The 16,250-nt window shown below is 63.4% G+C and carries 13 protein-coding genes and 2 pseudogenes; 7 read left to right on the top strand and 8 right to left on the bottom strand.

The genetic code is table 11. The features are described from left to right. Positions 1 to 235, bottom strand: a pseudogene (locus tag JQ632_RS35280) (hypothetical protein); the annotation flags it as partial. Positions 236 to 1,089: 854 nt separating this feature from the next. On the opposite strand from JQ632_RS35280, the gene JQ632_RS35275 reads away from it, so the two are divergent. The 4 genes and pseudogenes from JQ632_RS35275 to JQ632_RS35260 all read left to right on the top strand — a co-directional run. Further along, positions 1,090 to 2,181: a transporter gene (locus tag JQ632_RS35275; protein WP_212407325.1), complete on the top strand. Its 1,092-nt coding sequence runs from the start codon at positions 1,090 to 1,092 to the stop codon at positions 2,179 to 2,181. Positions 2,182 to 2,189: 8 nt separating this feature from the next. After that, the gene (locus tag JQ632_RS35270) at positions 2,190 to 3,635 is read left to right on the top strand and encodes an outer membrane protein (protein WP_249152764.1); all 1,446 of its coding nucleotides are present in this window, start codon (positions 2,190 to 2,192) and stop codon (positions 3,633 to 3,635) included. A 225-nt stretch (positions 3,636 to 3,860) separates the two neighbouring features. Next, a complete protein-coding gene (locus JQ632_RS35265; protein WP_212407324.1) occupies positions 3,861 to 4,571 on the top strand; it encodes a tetratricopeptide repeat protein in 711 nt (236 codons plus the stop codon). A gap of 137 nt (positions 4,572 to 4,708) precedes the next feature. After that, positions 4,709 to 4,867 (top strand): annotated as a pseudogene (locus tag JQ632_RS35260) (IS5/IS1182 family transposase); the annotation flags it as partial. Here JQ632_RS35260 and JQ632_RS35255 read toward each other — a convergent pair. From JQ632_RS35255 to murI, 5 genes are all read right to left on the bottom strand, one after another. Further along, positions 4,868 to 5,935, bottom strand: coding sequence for a low specificity L-threonine aldolase (locus JQ632_RS35255; RefSeq protein ID WP_212407323.1), 1,068 nt, complete (start codon positions 5,933 to 5,935; stop codon positions 4,868 to 4,870). Between the two features lie 87 nt (positions 5,936 to 6,022). After that, positions 6,023 to 6,640 carry a 30S ribosomal protein S4 gene (rpsD, locus tag JQ632_RS35250; protein ID WP_212407322.1) on the bottom strand — a complete coding sequence of 206 codons (618 nt, stop codon included), beginning with the start codon at positions 6,638 to 6,640 and terminating at the stop codon, positions 6,023 to 6,025. Positions 6,641 to 6,945: 305 nt separating this feature from the next. Further along, positions 6,946 to 7,725 carry an acyltransferase gene (locus tag JQ632_RS35245; RefSeq protein WP_212407321.1) on the bottom strand — a complete coding sequence of 260 codons (780 nt, stop codon included), beginning with the start codon at positions 7,723 to 7,725 and terminating at the stop codon, positions 6,946 to 6,948. A gap of 238 nt (positions 7,726 to 7,963) precedes the next feature. Further along, the gene (locus JQ632_RS35240; protein ID WP_212407320.1) at positions 7,964 to 8,737 is read right to left on the bottom strand and encodes an HpcH/HpaI aldolase/citrate lyase family protein; all 774 of its coding nucleotides are present in this window, start codon (positions 8,735 to 8,737) and stop codon (positions 7,964 to 7,966) included. A 63-nt stretch (positions 8,738 to 8,800) separates the two neighbouring features. After that, entirely contained in the window at positions 8,801 to 9,598 is a 798-nt protein-coding gene (gene murI / locus JQ632_RS35235) for a glutamate racemase (RefSeq protein WP_212407319.1), read from the bottom strand. Positions 9,599 to 9,767: 169 nt separating this feature from the next. Between murI and JQ632_RS35230 the strand changes: the two genes are divergently transcribed. Next, positions 9,768 to 10,331, top strand: a complete 564-nt coding sequence (locus JQ632_RS35230) for a cytochrome b (protein ID WP_212407318.1) — start codon at positions 9,768 to 9,770, stop codon at positions 10,329 to 10,331. Between the two features lie 348 nt (positions 10,332 to 10,679). Here JQ632_RS35230 and JQ632_RS35225 read toward each other — a convergent pair whose 3' ends face one another. Then, on the bottom strand, positions 10,680 to 11,540 hold the full coding sequence (locus JQ632_RS35225; RefSeq protein ID WP_212407317.1) for an NAD-dependent protein deacetylase: 861 nt from the start codon (positions 11,538 to 11,540) through the stop codon (positions 10,680 to 10,682). A gap of 277 nt (positions 11,541 to 11,817) precedes the next feature. On the opposite strand from JQ632_RS35225, the gene JQ632_RS35220 reads away from it, so the two are divergent. Both JQ632_RS35220 and JQ632_RS35215 read left to right on the top strand, forming a co-directional pair. Further along, a complete protein-coding gene (locus JQ632_RS35220) occupies positions 11,818 to 14,031 on the top strand; it encodes a hypothetical protein (RefSeq protein WP_212407316.1) in 2,214 nt (737 codons plus the stop codon). A gap of 84 nt (positions 14,032 to 14,115) precedes the next feature. Beyond that, positions 14,116 to 14,757, top strand: a complete 642-nt coding sequence (locus tag JQ632_RS35215) for a glutathione S-transferase family protein (protein WP_212407315.1) — start codon at positions 14,116 to 14,118, stop codon at positions 14,755 to 14,757. A 5-nt stretch (positions 14,758 to 14,762) separates the two neighbouring features. Here the strand turns inward: JQ632_RS35215 and JQ632_RS35210 are convergent, their stop codons facing one another. Further along, positions 14,763 to 15,842, bottom strand: a complete 1,080-nt coding sequence (locus JQ632_RS35210) for a SecDF P1 head subdomain-containing protein (RefSeq protein WP_212407314.1) — start codon at positions 15,840 to 15,842, stop codon at positions 14,763 to 14,765. Between the last annotated feature and the right edge of the window lie 408 nt (positions 15,843 to 16,250).

Here is a 16,250-nt window from a genome sequence, read left to right as displayed (position 1 = left end):
TATCGCCGTTCCTGAGCTTGGCGACGCCCCGCCCGTAGAGCGAGCTCGCCGTCAACCAATGGTGCTTCAGAGCGGAGTCGTAATCGATTATGGCGCTGTCGAATTGGCCGCGCTTTAGGTGAGCAAAGCCACGACTGTCGAGAGAGCATCGGCATCGTTCGGCCAGCAGCCGCAGCGACTCGTTGCAATCGGCAAGTGCCTGTTGCGCTTGGCCGATGATGGCGAGCAGCGCCACGGTTGCTGTAGATGATGGCGTCCTGGATCGCCTTCGCCGCAGCGATGTCGGAGACGCCGCCTGTGCTATCGCCGTTCCTGAGCTTGGCGACGCCCCGCCCGTAGAGCGAGCTCGCCGTCAACCAATGGTGCTTCAGAGCGGAGTCGTAATCGATTATGGCGCTGTCGAATTGGCCGCGCTTTAGGTGAGCAAAGCCACGACTGTCGAGAGAGCATCGGCATCGTTCGGCCAGCAGCCGCAGCGACTCGTTGCAATCGGCAAGTGCCTGTTGCGCTTGGCCGATGATGGCGAGCAGCGCCACGGTTGCTGTAGATGATGGCGTCCTTGGGGGCGAGCCTTGCAGCCTCGCTGAAGTCAGCAATGGCGAGGCCAGGAGAGAACGTAACTGACACGGTGATCTGGGGCGCAACTGTAGCAAGCGGTTGGGAGCATGCACTATTGCCCCAAGGGGAAATAACGAGCTAGGGATCACTTTGGTTATCAGTATCGAGCGCCTGAAATGGTGACTTTACGAACGCTTAAACTGCAGCCGCTCCGAGTTTTTCGAATTACATCGCTGCACAAGCCTTTGGGTGAGGTCATGGTCCGCCGAAGACATTGCACCGGAAGCGCATTCATCGCTTCACCTGTCGTAGGCTGACGTCCCCGCAGGTGAGCGACGGTGACGCGTGAGCAAACGTTGAAAGCGAAACTGATATCGCCATGGCGTGTGCTCTTTCGGTCACACTCATTCATATTCGGCCGTGGGACCGTCTGCTTGCCGATTTTGCCATACATTGGGTGAAAGTGCGTTGTTTGTATTCCGTGTTTCTCGATACCGGATTTTGGACGCGCAAAGATAGGGGGATTGCCGGATGTGGTGCCTCGGATCGGGCTTACGGCCCAGTTTCTTGCGCCGGCATTTGTGCGTTGGAGCGGTTATCGCCCTACTTGCGCTTCCAGCTCAAATCGCTCGTGCCGATGAAGGCGGCGTCAGCTTTTGGGTGCCCGGCCTCTATGGCAGCCTGGCGGCCGTGCCCCAGCAGGCGCCGGGGTGGTCGCTGACCACCATTTATTGGCATGACTCGGTTTCCGCCGGTGGCGACGTCGCGCGCGCTCGCGAGATCCATATCGGTCGCATTCCCGCAAATCTATCGGCCAACTTGGACGCCAACGTCCGTGCCAATCTGAATATCGGCTTCTTGATCGCAAACTACGCCTTCGAAACACCGGTGTTCGGCGCTCAGGCCTCTGCCGGCTTTCTTGCAGCCTACGGCTCCAACAGCACATCGTTGGCGGGATTGCTCACGGGAACAGTGACGACACCGGGCGGCACGTTCCCGTTCCCGCCGCGCTTCGACAGCATCGACAGCTCAATCACGGGATTCGGTGATCTGTATCCGCAGTTCGCGCTGCGCTGGAATGCCGGTGTTCACAACTACATGACCTACATCACCGGGGACATCCCGGTCGGGGCCTACGAGTCAACCCGCCTTGCCAACATAGGGATCGGGCACTGGGCGATCGACGCCGGCGGCGGCTACACCTATTTCGACCCGAAGACCGGGCATGAAGCTTCGGCGGTGCTCGGATTCACATACAACTTCATAAATCCTGCCACTCAATATCAGAGTGGCGTTGACATGCACCTCGACTGGGGTGTGTCGCAATTCCTGACCAAGCAGGTTCAGGTCGGCCTCGTGGGTTACCTCTACCAGGAGATCGGCTGCGATAGCGGCTCCGGCGATCGCGTCGGTTGCTTCCGGTCGCGGGTGGTCGGCGTCGGCCCGCAGTTCGGCTACATCTTCCCGCTGGGAGACAAACTGCAGGGGTACCTAAACCTGAAGGCCTACGGCGAATTTGCCAATGAAAATCGGCCGGCGGGCTGGAACCTCTGGCTGACGTTCAATCTTCAGCCCGCGGCGGCAACGCCGTCGACGGCCTCAAGGCGCATTTTTGCGAAGTAGGATCAGTGATGCTCTGGATGAAGTCGTCTCTTGCAAGCGCTGCTCTCCTAGCAATCTGCGTGAGCGTCACCGCGCGTGCGGCGGATTTGCCGGTAAAGGCTCCGCCCGCTCCCCCGCCGCCCTACAATTGGTCAGGATTCTACCTTGGCGCAAATTTCGGCGGCGCGTGGACCAACGGCAGCCTGAATATTCCAGGCAACAATCTGTATGGCGGCATCACCGAATTCATTGGTGGCGTTCAGGCGGGCTACAATTTCCAGGCCGGCCATCTTTTGTTTGGCGTGGAAGGTGATTTCGACGGAGCGACTTTTGGTCATCCCCCACTTCCGACACCCACACTCGGCACCGTGAGGCAGAACTGGATTGGAACGATCGCAGGCCGCATCGGCCTCGTGGAGGATAATTGGCTCCTCTACGCCAAGCTTGGCGGCGGCTGGGTGCAAAGCAATGCCGCATTGAACTTCCCCGGCGTTACCTGGCAGGGGTCCAACAACAGCTCTGGCTGGCTAGCTGGAGTGGGTGTCGAGTACGGCTTCAAACCGCATTGGACGCTTAAACTCGAATACGATTACATTGGGTTGGGAAGCTGGGCTTCGCCCACGGCCCCACCCGTCCAACTGAACCGCGACCTTCAAATGGTCAAGTTCGGTGCCAACTACAAATTCGAAAGCGGACGCGCCGATACGGCTGCGCCGGCAAAAGCCGGGCATTCTGCCGAGCCTTCCGAAGACGAAAACCTCGCCCAGAAATCACAGAACCCGATCGCTGATCTCGTCAGCGTTCCTTTCCAAAGCAATACGAATTTCAACGCCGGGCCGTTCAACCGCACCCAGGAAGTGCTCAACATTCAGCCAGTCGTTCCCTTGCGGCTCAACGCGGACTGGAACCTGATCTCTCGCACCATCATCCCGGTGATCAGTCAAACTAGTCCGTTCTTTAACAACAACACCAATGGCATTGGCGACATTACTCAGCAGTTCTTTTTCACCCCCACGCATCCAGGCTCTCTAATCTGGGGCCTCGGTCCCGTCTTTACGGTTCCGTCCGCCACCGATCCTATTCTTGGCCAAGGAAAAACGCTGCTCGGTCCTACGGCCGTCTTTTTGGTAACGCCGGCACATTGGGTGATCGGCGTATTGGTGAACAATCAGTGGTCGGTTGGCGGGGACCCGTTGCGGCAGAGCGTGAACCAGTTTCTCGCGCAGCCATTTGTCAACTACAACATGGCACATGGGTGGTTCCTGACAAGTTCACCAGTTATCACAGCGAACTGGCTGGCAGCACCGGGGCAGCAGTGGACCGTACCGGTTGGTGGCGGCGTCGGCCGGATCTTCAAGCTCGGCGACCAGCCAGTGAGTGCATATATATCCGCCTACTACAACGTCGTTCGTCCGACCGGCGCGCCAAATTGGCAGTTGCGAGCCGAGCTCTCGCTGCTGTTCCCGGAGAGGTGAGAGCTGTCCGCCCACTTGGCCCTTTTCATCGGACATTGCTCGATGCACTCGGCACTCGCATTTGGGCCACGAAGAGACATTCCGCCTTTGTCCAAGTGATCGCAGCGCTTTATCGATGCGCTCGCGCTAAACTTGGGGACCGACGTCCGATATTGGAATGGTTCGGCCGTGCTCTAGCCCTGCCGGACTAAAGCTGGCAGAAGCGCTCAAGACAAGGGGCACGCCATGTCTCAGAAAATCAATGCAGCGATCGCCGCCATCGTTCTGGTGTCTGCCTTTGCCGCACCTGTGGCCGCTGGCACGGTCGAGGATGCGGTTGATGCGCATGCCAGAGGCGACTATGCAAAGGCCCTGCGACTTATTCGCCCGCTGGCAAATGATGGCGATGCAGCAGCCCAGTATAATCTCGCGCTAATGTATTTGATTGGCCGGGGCGTGCAGCAGGACTACACGGCGGCGGCGATCTGGTTCCGAAAAGCTGCCGAGCAAGGTTACGCCCTCGCGCAATCCAATCTTGGGACTTTGTATCGCGACGGCCGAGGCGTACCTGAAAATGATGCCGAGGCAGTAGTATGGTTTCGAAAGGCTGCCGACCAGGGCGACCCTGTTGCCCAGTTTTTGCTCGGAGGCCAATACGCAACAGGGCAAGGCGTAGCGCGGGACTATGCCGAGGCGTCGTTATGGTTTCAGAAAGCTGCGGAACAAGGCCATCCCTCCGCCAGGATCCATCTCGGGGTTATGTACGCCAAAGGCGACGGCGTGCCGCAGGACTATGTTCGTGCCCACATGTGGTTCAGTCTAGCGGCGGCACAGGGTGAGCAAAGAGCGGTCAAGTTTCTAGAAATGACCGAACGGAGGATGACCCCAGCTCAGATAACCGACGCGCAGAAGCTCGCACGCGACTGGAAGCCGGCTACGCAGCCACCTCCTCGTTAGCGGAGCCCTACTACTGCAGTGCTGATGACCGCTATGGGGTCACGAACGACAAACTCTAAGTGAGCATAACGCGTCCGCTTTCGGGCGCATCGCGACCAAAGCGCTCCTTGGCCGGGCCCACCTGCTTCAGCCCGTGTCTCTGCCGCGCTCGGAACTTGGTCGAGCGCTTCTTCAACAAGATCAAGCACAGGCGCCGGGTTGCGACGCGCTATGACAAGTTCGCCGCCAACTACCTTGCCTTCGTTCAATTCGCATCGATCAGGCTATGGCTGCGCGCTAATGAGTCCGCGTCCTAATCAGGCGCCGCGCACGATCTCTCTGACGTGTCCGACCGCTTCGTCGATCATCGCCGCCGTGACGTCGAGATGGGTGCAGGCGCGGATGCGACCGTCCATCATCGCGAGCATCACGCCGCGCTGGCGCAAGGCGGCGACCATCTTGTCGCCGGGGACGCCGGCGCCGTCGGGCTTGAAGAATACGAGATTGGTTTCGGGCTCCTGCACCTCGATGCCCGCGATCTGCGACAGCCCGCGCGCCAGCGTGCGCGCGTTGGCGTGGTCGTCGGCGAGGCGGTCGACGTGATGATCGAGCGCGTAGATGCAGGCGGCGGCGCAGATGCCGGCCTGCCGCATCGAGCCGCCCAGCCGCTGCTTCCACTGCCAGACCGCATCGATGAACTCGCGGCTGCCCGCCAGCACGCCGCCGATGGGGGCGCCGAGGCCCTTCGAAAAATCGATCCAGGCCGAATCCCAGCCCGCAGTCATGTCGCGCGGAGAGATGCCGGAGGCGACGGTGGCGTTGAGGAGCCGCGCGCCGTCCATGTGCGTGATGAGACCGTGCGTCTTCGCGATCGCGACGATCTCGTCGAGTGCGGCCTTCTTCCAGATCGTGCCGCCGCCGATATTGGCAGTCTGCTCGACGCTGACGACCCTCTGCGTCGGCTGGTAGCGCGAGCGCGGATGCAGCGCCTTGCGAAAGGTCTCCGGCGTGAACTGGCCGTCGGCGCCGGGAAGCTGCGTCACCTGGAAGCCGCCGAGGGCTGCATGCGCGCCGCCTTCGCGGGCGATGATGTGGGCGGTCTCGTGCGCCAAAATCTCGTCGCCGGGCCGGCAGTGCACCAGCGTCGCCGTGACGTTGCACATCGTGCCCGAGGGCATGAACACCGCGGCTTCCTTGCCGAGCAGATCGGCCACGCGCGCGCAGAGCGCGTTCACACTCGGATCGTCGCCGACCTGCTCGTCGCCGACCTCGGCGCGCGCCATCGCCTCGCGCATTGCAGCCGTCGGCCGCGTCTGCGTGTCCGACAGAAGATTGATGCGCACCGGCGGCGCCTTGGGATCGACGGGGGGAGGGGTGTAGAGCATGCGACGCCTCCTGAAGGCAGGACGGCCACTGAGAGTGGCTCTTAAGCAAAAAGGCCCCGGCGAACCGGGGCCTTTCGATATCAGTTATTAGCGCGAATAGAATTCGACGACCAGATGCGGCTCCATCTGCACAGGGAACGGCACGTCGGAGAGGCCGGGGATGCGCGCGTATTTCGCGGTCATCTTGCCGTGGTCGACTTCGAGATAGTCGGGCACGTCACGCTCGGCGAGCTGGCTCGCTTCGAGGACGTGGGCGAGCTGCTTGGAGGCTTCCTTGACCTCGATGACGTCGCCGACCTTGAGCTGGTAGCTCGAGATGTTGACCTTGCGGCCGTTCACCTTGATGTGGCCATGGTTGATGAACTGGCGGGCGGCGAAGATCGTGGAGACGAACTTGGCGCGGTACACGACCGCGTCGAGACGGCGCTCCAGGAGGCCGATCAGGTTCTCGCCGGTGTCGCCCTTGAGGCGGCTCGCCTCGACATAGATGCCGTGGAACTGACGCTCGCTGATGTTGGCGTAGTAGCCCTTCAGCTTCTGCTTGGCACGGAGCTGCACGCCGAAGTCGGAGAGCTTGCCCTTGCGGCGCTGGCCGTGCTGGCCGGGGCCGTATTCACGACGGTTCACGGGGCTCTTCGGGCGGCCCCAGATGTTCTGGCCCATACGGCGATCGATCTTGTACTTCGCCTCACTGCGCTTAGTCATCGCGTCCTCTTAAGAAGTTAGGTTGGTTTGAGGAAACGCGCCCTCCTGTGTGACGGGAAAACCCGGCACCGACAGGCTCCATTCCCAAAGCTGTTAAGGAACGGGGCCACGGGTCGCGAAACGCTTCGCGGGCCGAAATCGGCCCGCGAGCAGGCGGCTTTTAGGTGAATTCGGGCGGTCCTGTCAACGTTTCACCGTGTCATTCCGGGGCGATACGCGAGTATCGAACCCGGAATCTTGAGGTTCCCCAATGCGCGATTGCGCATCGGGGTTCGGCTCTGCGAGCCGCCCCGGAACGACGGCTTTCAGGTCCCCACCGCCCGGATCGCCTTGGGTTCCGCCGACTGCCGGGCGCCGCGTAATTCCGCAGCGATTTCAGTGTTTAGCACCTGCTCCAGCCGGGTCAAAACCCGGGCGATTGGCGCGGCGTCGGTAATCCGGTGGTCCCAGCGGATCAGGACGTCGATCGTGTGGTCGGTCCCGACCACCCCGTAGCTCAGGATGAACGGACCCGGGCTGATGGCATGGAGCTCGCCGCCGCCGAAGGCCGCGACCGAGGTCACCGAGAAGCTGCCGAAATAATTGGCCCGCTGGCGGCCGAAATTGAGCCCGATCAGCCAGGACAGGCGCCGCAGCGGCAGCGGGAGCCGGGTCGCCAGCATGATCTTGCGGAACATAGGCACGTCCATCAGCGGAGCGTCCTGGGCGTGCCGGATCAGGGCGTCGATCTCGGCCAGCGGCAGCGCGTCGGGGCCGGCGATCCGCTGCGGCAGCACGCATTCCTCGCCATCCTCGGTCCGGGCGATCGCCACGAGCGCCACGCTTTTCGGCAGCTCGTAGAACGTCGGCCAGGGCCATTTGGCGTAGAGCGTGCGCAGGATCGGCTCGTCCTTCGCAATCAGCGCGAACGCCTTGACGAAGATCGCGGCCCAGCCCGCCGGCCTTGCCGCACCGGCACGGGCCTCGAGCAGGGGACGGATGTGGAGCGGGCGCGATAGCGAGACGAAGGGCACACCAATCGAGGCGTGCATGAGGTCGAAGATCAGTCGGCGCGGCGGCGAGATTCTTCTAGGTGTACCGCGCATCGTGTTCCGTTTCCCGCGGACTCATGGACCTCGGCGAGTCGGCCTCCGCTCGCCATAGCGATTTAGCACGAACCAACAGGCTTGAGGCCAACAGGTTCACGGCGGGAGGCGGCAACGAGGCTGGCGGCGTAGTCCGCATTCTCAGCAAAATCATTTATCATCAATATCTTACGTAGTTAACCTAACGCAAGCCGCGACCGCCCTGCAAGTCCGGTGGAAGACGCGGCCGGAAGATCCTCTAGCGCTTGATCCCTTCGAAGCTCGCCATGATGCCGCGCTGGAAGAGCGACCAGTCGAAGCCGAGCGCGATCGCGCGGTAGCCGCGGTCGATCAGCCGGTTGGCCTGATCAGCCGTCCGCGCCACGCCGCCGATCGGGACCCCGCTCTTGAGGATGCCGGCCTCGGCCCGCGCGATGAGCTCCAGCAGTTCCGGGTCGTCCATCTGCCCGCGCTTGTCGATGGAGGTAGCGAGGTCGCCGGGGCCGATCACGGCGATGTCGATCCCGGGCGTTGCCATGATCTCGTCGATGCGGTTGACCGCCTCGATATGCTCGATCGTGATCATGCACAGCATCTCATCGTCGGCGCAGGCCATGTACTCCGGCATCGACTGGCCCCAGCGGAACGGGGCGTGGAACGGGCCCCAGAGCCGGTCGCCGCGTGGCGGGTAGCGCACGCTGCGCACGGCCTTCTCGGCCTCGGCGCGGTTGGTGATCATCGGAAAATTGATGCCGAAGGCGCCGATGTCCATCGGCGCCTTGGCAAGCCAGGGTTCGTTCGCCGCGATCCGCACCAGCGGCGTGCATTGCGTGCCCGTGGTGGCGGCGATCATCGCATGTGCCTGCGTCAGGTCGATCGGCCCGTGCTCGAGATCGACGATGATCCAGTCGAGCGAGCGCGCCATGATCTGCACGGTCTGCACGCTCGGGATGGTCGCGATCGCACCGAAGGCGGGACGGCCCTCGCGCCACAACTGGCGGAGACGGTTGAGTGGCGCTGGCGTGACCGACATGAAAAGAACCTGTGGAGGTAAGAACAGGCGCACAACCTAGCAGTGCGCTTTACCGCCGAAAAGTCAGGCCGGAACGCGGCCGCCGAAGAACGGCGTGAGCGCAGGGCCGAGGGCGTGCGCGCGGCGGGAGGTGAAGATCATCTCGGCACCTTCCTGCACGACGCCGGATACACGCGGTCCCAGCAGATCCGAGACGCGGCGCGCGATCGCCGGTGCCGGATCGATCCAGTCCACCGGCCAGGGCGCAAGCTTCGTCAGCCGCTCCAGCAGCAGCGGATAATGCGTGCAGGCAAGCACCACCGTGTCGGTGCGCGCGCTCGTATCCGCGGGGTCGCCGACGAAGCAGGGCTTGAGCTCGGTGAGGATGTCATCGTCGCTGATTGCGTTGCCGCTGAGCGCGGCTTCCGCGAGCGAGGCGAGCTCCGGTGAGCCGACCAGCGTCACCTCGCAGCCTTGCGCGAAGTCGCGGATCAGCGCCTTCGTGTATTCGCGTTTCACCGTCCCCTTGGTGCCGAGCACCGAGACGCGCTTGGTCTTCGATTGCGCGCAGGCCGGCTTGATGGCGGGCACTGTGCCGACGAAGGGCACCGAATAGGCGGCGCGCAAATGCGTCATCACCAGCGTCGAGGCCGTGTTGCAGGCGATGACGACGAGATCAGGATCATGCGCCTTGATCAGGTCGCCCATCAGCGGCACCACGCGGGCGATGATCTCGTTCTCGCCGTGATGGCCGTAGGGGAAGAAGGCGTCGTCGGCGACATAGACAAAGTGGGCGTCCGGGCGCGCGGCGACGACCTCGCGGAGCACCGTGAGCCCGCCAAGGCCGGAATCGAACACCATGATCGTCGGGGAGTCTGCCACGTCGTTACCTTAGCCCTGCATGGTTACCATTCGGTTTTTAGGGCGCTTTTGCGGCAGAGCCGGCCCACGGCCGGTTTGGAACGATTCAATTCGCGTCTCGCGCACCGTCCCGCTATCAGCCGCGGTACTACGCTGCAGGCGCAAACCTCCAAAAAACCCGGGACTCGACATGATCAGGAACACCAGGAGCGGCTGGGGCAGCGTCTCCCGCTGGTTTCACTGGATTTTGGCGGCCGCGATCATCGGCATGATCGGCTTCGGCTGGTGGGTGAACCATGTGCCCGCGCGTCCGGACCGGTTCTTCTACCGCTCGATCCATGCCGATATCGGCTATCTGCTGCTGCTCCTGATGGTCCTTCGTCTCGCCTGGCGCGCGGCCAACCCGACGCCGGCGCTGCCGGCCGACAGCGCGCGCTGGACCCGGATTGCCGCGGGCATCAGCCATGCCGCGCTCTATCTGGTCACTATTCTCGTCGCAGTGCTCGGCTGGGCGCATTCCGGCGCGCATGCGCCTGACTATTCGAGCTTCTTCGGCTGGTTTCACGTGCCGCAATTCACCGCTCCCGACCGGGAGGCTGCGCGCGCCTATGAAGACCGCCACATCCTCTTTGCCTATGTGCTGCTGGCGCTGATCGCGGTTCACGTCGCGGCCGCAGCCTGGCACCACTACATCCGCCGCGACCGCGTGGCGTTGCGGATGATGGGGAAAGCGGATGCGGGAGTGGCGGGGTAGGGAGGCTGCGCCGACGGCGCTCATCGAATTCGACGGCAGATCAGCGCTGACGGGACGGCATCTCGCTGTCTTGCTGCGAGCCGGCTGCATCGTTCGGCGGAAATATGCTGTCATAGATGGCGCGCGCTTCTCGAATGAGGCGAGCCCGCTCGAGCTCCGACTTCGGAACGAATTGAACAACTTCACCCATATGCGTGACTCCAGTCCATTTGGTGTAATCGTCGCCGTTCGATGACGACCGTCATGCCAAATAGATCGTGACGCCGGGCTGCATCCGCATCGTGAAAGGGCCGATGCGGTCATAAAAAGCTTGTGAGAGCAGGCGTAGCGAGACCGACGGGGAACCAGTCAGGTCTGGTGGAATGCAGGGGCGTGGTCAGGGCGGCGCTTGTCCGTTTCCTTGAGCAGAAAGGCGAGAGCCGCCTCGCAGCGATCTTCCACCTTGATGGTGAGGAGATCGTCTGCCCGCGTGCGGCCGAGATTGACCGCGGCGATCGGTATCTTCTTCTCGGCCGCCTGCTTCACGAAGCGAAAGCCGGAATAGACCATCAGCGAGGAGCCGGCGATCAGCATGGCGTCGGCCTGCGCCAGATGAAGCTGCGCCGTCGCGACGACATCGCGCGGGACGTTCTCGCCGAAGAACACGACGTCCGGCTTCAGGATGCCGCCGCAGGATTCGCAAGCCGGCACCGTGAAGGAGGCGAAATCCGCGTGCTCGAGGTCGGCGTCGCCATCAGGCGCGTCAGCCGCATCCAGCGCGAGCCAATCCGCATTGCATCGACCGAGCCGGTCCTGAAATTCCGCGCGCGGAATCTTCAGGCCGCATCCCATGCAGCGCACGAGATCGAGCCGGCCGTGAAGGTCGATCACCCGCCGGCTGCCGGCGGATTGATGCAGCCGGTCGACGTTCTGGGTGAGCAGGAGCTCGCAACGTCCGTCGGCTTCGAGCTTCGCCAGCGCATGATGGGCGTCGTTCGGCATCGCCTGGCCGAACCTGCGCCAGCCGATCAGGCTGCGAGCCCAGTAGCGCTGTCGCGTGCGCTCCTCGCCCATGAAGGCCTGGAAGTTGACCGGCTGCGTGCGTTTCCAGTTGCCGTGGCTGTCGCGATAGTCGGGGATGCCGGAGTTCGTGCTGACGCCGGCCCCCGTGAGCACGAAGAGACGCCGGTGACGGTCGATGAAATCCGCAAGCGGGGGAGGCCGGTCCATGGGCTGTATCTAGTCCGTCCGGCGGCCTCTTGCCAGAGGCCGGCTCCGCTGCAACTGGGCGGCGGTGACGCGTCCACGTCCTTGTGCGACGAACTTTCCGCATGAAACGTGTTCTACTTCACATTGCATTGCCATTGCCATGTCTATCCTGGTCCCATTGAGGCAAGTGCGCATCGCACGGAAATGTCTCGATCGCGTACACCTCATCCGGTTGCATTGCCTTGGCCGACGCAGCGCCGGTTTTCGGCGCGCCGCCTGCCGTATGGGAGCGCGGGACATGTTCATCCTTCATGAGATCGTGACGAAGAGCGAGTGGATCATCGCGGTTCTGGCCCTTTATGTCGTCGCGTGGACCCGCTTCAATTCACCGCCGACCAACCGCTCCGGTACGACGTTTGCGCTGTTTTTCCTCGGCGTTGTCTTCTACTACGCCCTGATCGTCTCGCTCTGGGTTCTCGTCATGATCGGCCTGGTCCAGGGCAGCATCGGCTTCGACTGGATGGGCAAGGCCATCACGACGGTCAATCCCGAGGCGAAGACCCAGCTCGCGCAATACGCCCCGATCGTCGCGGCGCTGATCATCGTCGTGGCGTCGCAGTTCCGGCAGGTGGCGCGGATCGACACGGCCGCGCGAACCTTCTGCGTCAAGCTGGCGGCGATACCGCGCGAGGCCGACCGGCTCGGAAGCGAGCTCGCGCAGGGCGCCGATTTCGAACCGACGGACAGGCTGCGAAGCCAGGTCGCGAAAATCATCTCCGAGAATATCGGTCCGCAGGCGCTGAACTTCAGCCGGGACGGCTCTGTTGCCGCGCGCTTTACGCGCGCGGTCGCGTTGTACAGCCTGTTCGTGGGGCCTCGGAACGAAGGGATGGCACCCGAATTCGCCGCCAATAGCTATAGCCGCTCTGCGTATGCGAGGATCATGCAGCTCGGCGAGACCATCTCCGGGCGCGCAGATGCGCGCTATGAGGAGCTGATGCACACCGGCCTTGCCTACTTCACCTCGCCACAGCCGACGCGCGAGCTGAGGGAGGCGCTGAACTGCAGCATCACCGAGGTTTCGAACCTGACGTGCAGCCTCATGGCGCGGTTCGTGCTGTTCTGCGAACGAACGCATAATGGCCGGCTGCAACGGCTTGCCAGCCTCGGCTTCGATGCCCGTCCGACGCCGAGCTTCGGTCCCGACCAATGGGCGACGACCATCGTGCTGGTAATCCTGCTCAGCGTCTGCATGATGCTGTTCATGCCGGGCACGCGTCGCCTGGATATCGGAAAAGTCCTGACCATCGCCATCACGTTCGGCGTCTCGATCGGTTTTGCGGTGCTGGGTGCGATCGTCGTGGCGCAGCGCTTCATCGAACGCCGCGAGGGTGACCGGCTCGGCTTCCCCCCGATCGCCGAACTGATGCTCGCAGCTCTCATCGTCTCAGGTCTGTCGATCGCGCTGCGGATCGGCATTCCGCTGGTGCCGGCGCTGCTGCAAGGCCAGGGCTTCCAGGATGTCCTCAATCAATTCGTCGACCGGCTGCCGGGAGTCATTACGCCGCTAGCCTGCACGATCTCGCTCGGGCTGCTCTGCTGCTATCTGGGGACGGTGGAATGGAGATGGTACCGCGTGCTGGCCCTTGGCGCGCTCGGAAATGGGTTGGCATTGATCGGCACCGGATGGCTGGTCGGCTCGATGATTGACCCGTCGGTGCTAGCACAGTTCTACGTGCATCCGGAGAATGCGATCGTCACCATCGCGCTGAGCACCGGCCTTACCGGCTTCGTGGTCGGCGCCATGGTGCTCGCGGTGTTCAACAAGTCGCAGCGCATCCGCAAGGATTGCGCCAGGCGCGCCGCCGAAAAGCCGCTCGCAAACGTCGTCTTCCGCGAAGCGCCGTCGCTGGCCGTGGAGCTCGACGCGTCGTCGCAGCCGAAATCCGAGGCCGCGCACGATTTCGGCAGCTACGCGCGGGCAGATGTCGTGCGGCTGGAGGGACTGTATGTCTGCTTCCGGCCGGCCTTCTCCGCCGCCGACTCCATCAACGCCTACCTCGTTCAAATCCACTGGGACGAGGCCGAAGGCTGCCTGACATTCGAGGAGCGCGAACGGGTTGACGCCGGACACACGCAGAAGGGGCGGGTATATATTCCGGACGGCCGTCCCTTCATGAGCTTCGTGACGGTCGAGCGAGGAGCGATCCGCGTGATCATGGTTTCGCGCCCCGAGAGCAACGAGCCCGCACGCGGCCTCATCATGACGCTGGCCAGTCCCGGCGGGGCGCATTTCACGCCGGCAAGCGCGCCGATCGTGCTGCGGCGCATGGCCGATCGGGCGCCTCAGCTCGGCTTCGTGCATCCGGGCACGTCCGACTACGACGACTATCGCCAGGAGCTGGAGATGGTGACGCCGATGTTCGGGTGTTTTGCCGCCGCGCCGCGCGCGAGCGCGACAGCCCAGGCCGCGCCGGACGGGCCGAGTGCCCACCTTGTCGTCGTCAGGTGACGGGCTGCCCGATCGCCGTCGCCTGTGCTAGCGGTATGAGCATGGTCCTGGAGCGTCGCGCGCTGCGCGGCCGGAGGAGGCAGCATGCTCACCGTTCATCACCTCGGCAAATCGCAATCCGAACGCATCGTCTGGCTCTGCGAGGAGCTCGAAATTCCCTATGCCCTGAAGCGCTACGCGCGCGATCCCGTGACCATCCTGGCGCCGGCCGACTACAAGGCGCTACATCCGATCGGGGCCGCGCCGGTCATCGCGGACGGCGAAACCGTGCTCGCCGAATCCGGCGCGATCGTCGAGTACATCGTCGCAAAGTACGGCCAGGGCCGGTTGACGCTGCGCCCTGACGATCCCGACTTCGCGCAGTTCCTGTACTGGTTTCATTTCGCCAATGGGACATTCCAGGCGGCGATGGGCCGGGTGATGATCCTCAACCGCCTCAAGCTTGCCGAGGACAATCCGATGCTGCTGGCGATGCGCGCGCGCCTCGACCGCGCCTTCGACCTCGTCGAGGCCCGCACCCGCGCGGCCGATTATCTGGCGGGCAAGGCGTTCACCACGGCCGACATCATGATGGGCTTTTCGCTCACCACGATGCGCTACTTTCAGCCCTACGATCTGTCGCGCTGCCCGAACATCCTCAAATATCTGGCGCGGATCGGCGCGCGTCCCGCCTACCGGCGCGCGATGGAGAAGGGCGATCCGGGCATGGGGTTGCTGTTGCGCTAGCCCGGCTAGTGCTTCGCAGGCTCCAAGGTCTGCTGCTCGACGACGGTCAGCCGTCCCGGCAGCGCGCCCGCGCGCAGCATCATCGCCACGGTCATGGCTTCCGGAATCGTGAAGTTGCCGGAGATCTGCCCGGAGCCGCCGGTGATCGGCTCGCGGATGACAGGTGCCGAGAGCACCTGATCGTCGAGCACGATGGCAAAAGGCTTTCCGATGTTGTCGGCGGTGATATGGGCAAGCCGCCGCGTGCCGCGCGCGTTGAAGCGGAACGAGACAATGGGATCGCGCGAGCCGGTGGCAAGACCCGGACTGGCGTCGATGATGTCCTCGCCATCCATTCCGCCGTCCCTCAAGACGAGATAGGGCTGCTTGTCCTTGTACCCGTAGAGCACCTCCGAGCCTGACGGAGGCGAGCCTTTCACGGCGTCCTCCGCCGCCATCGAGAGATCGATGAGCCGAATGCCGACGCGCACCTTTTTGGCGAAGATCGCGGTCACGCGGTCGGGGTCGGTGACGCCGGGGAGCAGCACGCGAATGCGGTCAGCGCCGTCGGGCAGCAGGCCGGCCTTGATGTCGGCGTTGCGCAAGCGCTGCTCGATCATCTCGATGGATTGCCCGACCAGGTCATGCAGGCGGTCGGCGAAGGCGGCTTGGGTCGGTGCGATCCGCGTCAGACCGCCGCCGGTATCGGAGACGTCGATGTTTGGCGGCGCCTTGGCGTCCTTTGGAATGAGCTTGCCGAGGACGCGGTCACGATCGGCAGCGTCGGCAATCTTCACCTCGATGCCGCCGTTGTTGATCGCAAGACCCGAGAAGGGAATGCGGCCCTCGCGCAAGGTGCGGTAGAGATCGTCGCGCAGGTCGGTCACCGCAGCCTCGCGCAAGGCCGTGGCATCGACCTTGAATACGATGCGGGAGCCGCCCTGCGCCTCCAGCGCCTTGGCGGCATTGGCGGCGATCGTCGCGCGCGCCTTGTCGAGCTGCGCGTCGGCGGACGCGGTCTTGGTAAGGAGGGGCATGGAGGCGAGGGCAAACGCGACGAAAAACCCCATCGTCCTGATTCTGTCGGTCCGTATCGTCATGGTCATGCCGTCCTCTTGGCCCGCAAAACTCTCGTCCGTCTCTTGGTCCGGCTTTCTCGCGTGGAGGTTCAATGTCGCGGTCACCTCGAACCCGGCTGGTGGTTGGCGCAACCCAAGGGATTGAAGATGTTGATGGTGCAGGAGCAGGCCATGCGGGCCAAAATGATCGGGTTGGTGCTGTCGGCGATGCTCGTGGCAAGCTCGGCCTCGGCCTATGACGCCTACGATCCCAGGAATTGTATCGGCGTCGAATGGGACGACGGCCATGCGGTGGTGGCTGCCCAGGTGACCGCGAGCCCGCGCGTCAATTTCGTCAAGAGCCCCTATGACGACGACTTCAAGGCGGCGGCGTGCCCGGCGGCCAATGCGGCGTGCCGCAAGGCGTCCTATCTCGTGCCCGGGGACGTTGTGCTC

The organism is Bradyrhizobium liaoningense, assembly GCF_018130955.1.
GTDB lineage: Bacteria > Pseudomonadota > Alphaproteobacteria > Rhizobiales > Xanthobacteraceae > Bradyrhizobium > Bradyrhizobium liaoningense_C.
Note: the sequence above shows the minus strand (reverse complement) of the source record. Positions and strands in the feature narration are given on the sequence as shown.

What these genes read in the sequence shown, in the direction of transcription:
- JQ632_RS35275 (WP_212407325.1), top strand. Translation starts at nt 1,090, where the DNA reads ATGTGGTGCCTCGGATCGGGCTTACGGCCCAGTTTCTTGCGCCGGCAT.
- JQ632_RS35270 (WP_249152764.1), top strand. Translation starts at nt 2,190, where the DNA reads ATGCTCTGGATGAAGTCGTCTCTTGCAAGCGCTGCTCTCCTAGCAATC.
- JQ632_RS35265 (WP_212407324.1), top strand. Translation starts at nt 3,861, where the DNA reads ATGTCTCAGAAAATCAATGCAGCGATCGCCGCCATCGTTCTGGTGTCT.
- JQ632_RS35255 (WP_212407323.1), bottom strand. Translation starts at nt 5,935, where the DNA reads ATGCTCTACACCCCTCCCCCCGTCGATCCCAAGGCGCCGCCGGTGCGC.
- rpsD (WP_212407322.1), bottom strand. Translation starts at nt 6,640, where the DNA reads ATGACTAAGCGCAGTGAGGCGAAGTACAAGATCGATCGCCGTATGGGC.
- JQ632_RS35245 (WP_212407321.1), bottom strand. Translation starts at nt 7,725, where the DNA reads ATGCGCGGTACACCTAGAAGAATCTCGCCGCCGCGCCGACTGATCTTC.
- JQ632_RS35240 (WP_212407320.1), bottom strand. Translation starts at nt 8,737, where the DNA reads ATGTCGGTCACGCCAGCGCCACTCAACCGTCTCCGCCAGTTGTGGCGC.
- JQ632_RS35230 (WP_212407318.1), top strand. Translation starts at nt 9,768, where the DNA reads ATGATCAGGAACACCAGGAGCGGCTGGGGCAGCGTCTCCCGCTGGTTT.
- JQ632_RS35225 (WP_212407317.1), bottom strand. Translation starts at nt 11,540, where the DNA reads ATGGACCGGCCTCCCCCGCTTGCGGATTTCATCGACCGTCACCGGCGT.
- JQ632_RS35220 (WP_212407316.1), top strand. Translation starts at nt 11,818, where the DNA reads ATGTTCATCCTTCATGAGATCGTGACGAAGAGCGAGTGGATCATCGCG.
- JQ632_RS35215 (WP_212407315.1), top strand. Translation starts at nt 14,116, where the DNA reads ATGCTCACCGTTCATCACCTCGGCAAATCGCAATCCGAACGCATCGTC.
- JQ632_RS35210 (WP_212407314.1), bottom strand. Translation starts at nt 15,842, where the DNA reads ATGACCATGACGATACGGACCGACAGAATCAGGACGATGGGGTTTTTC.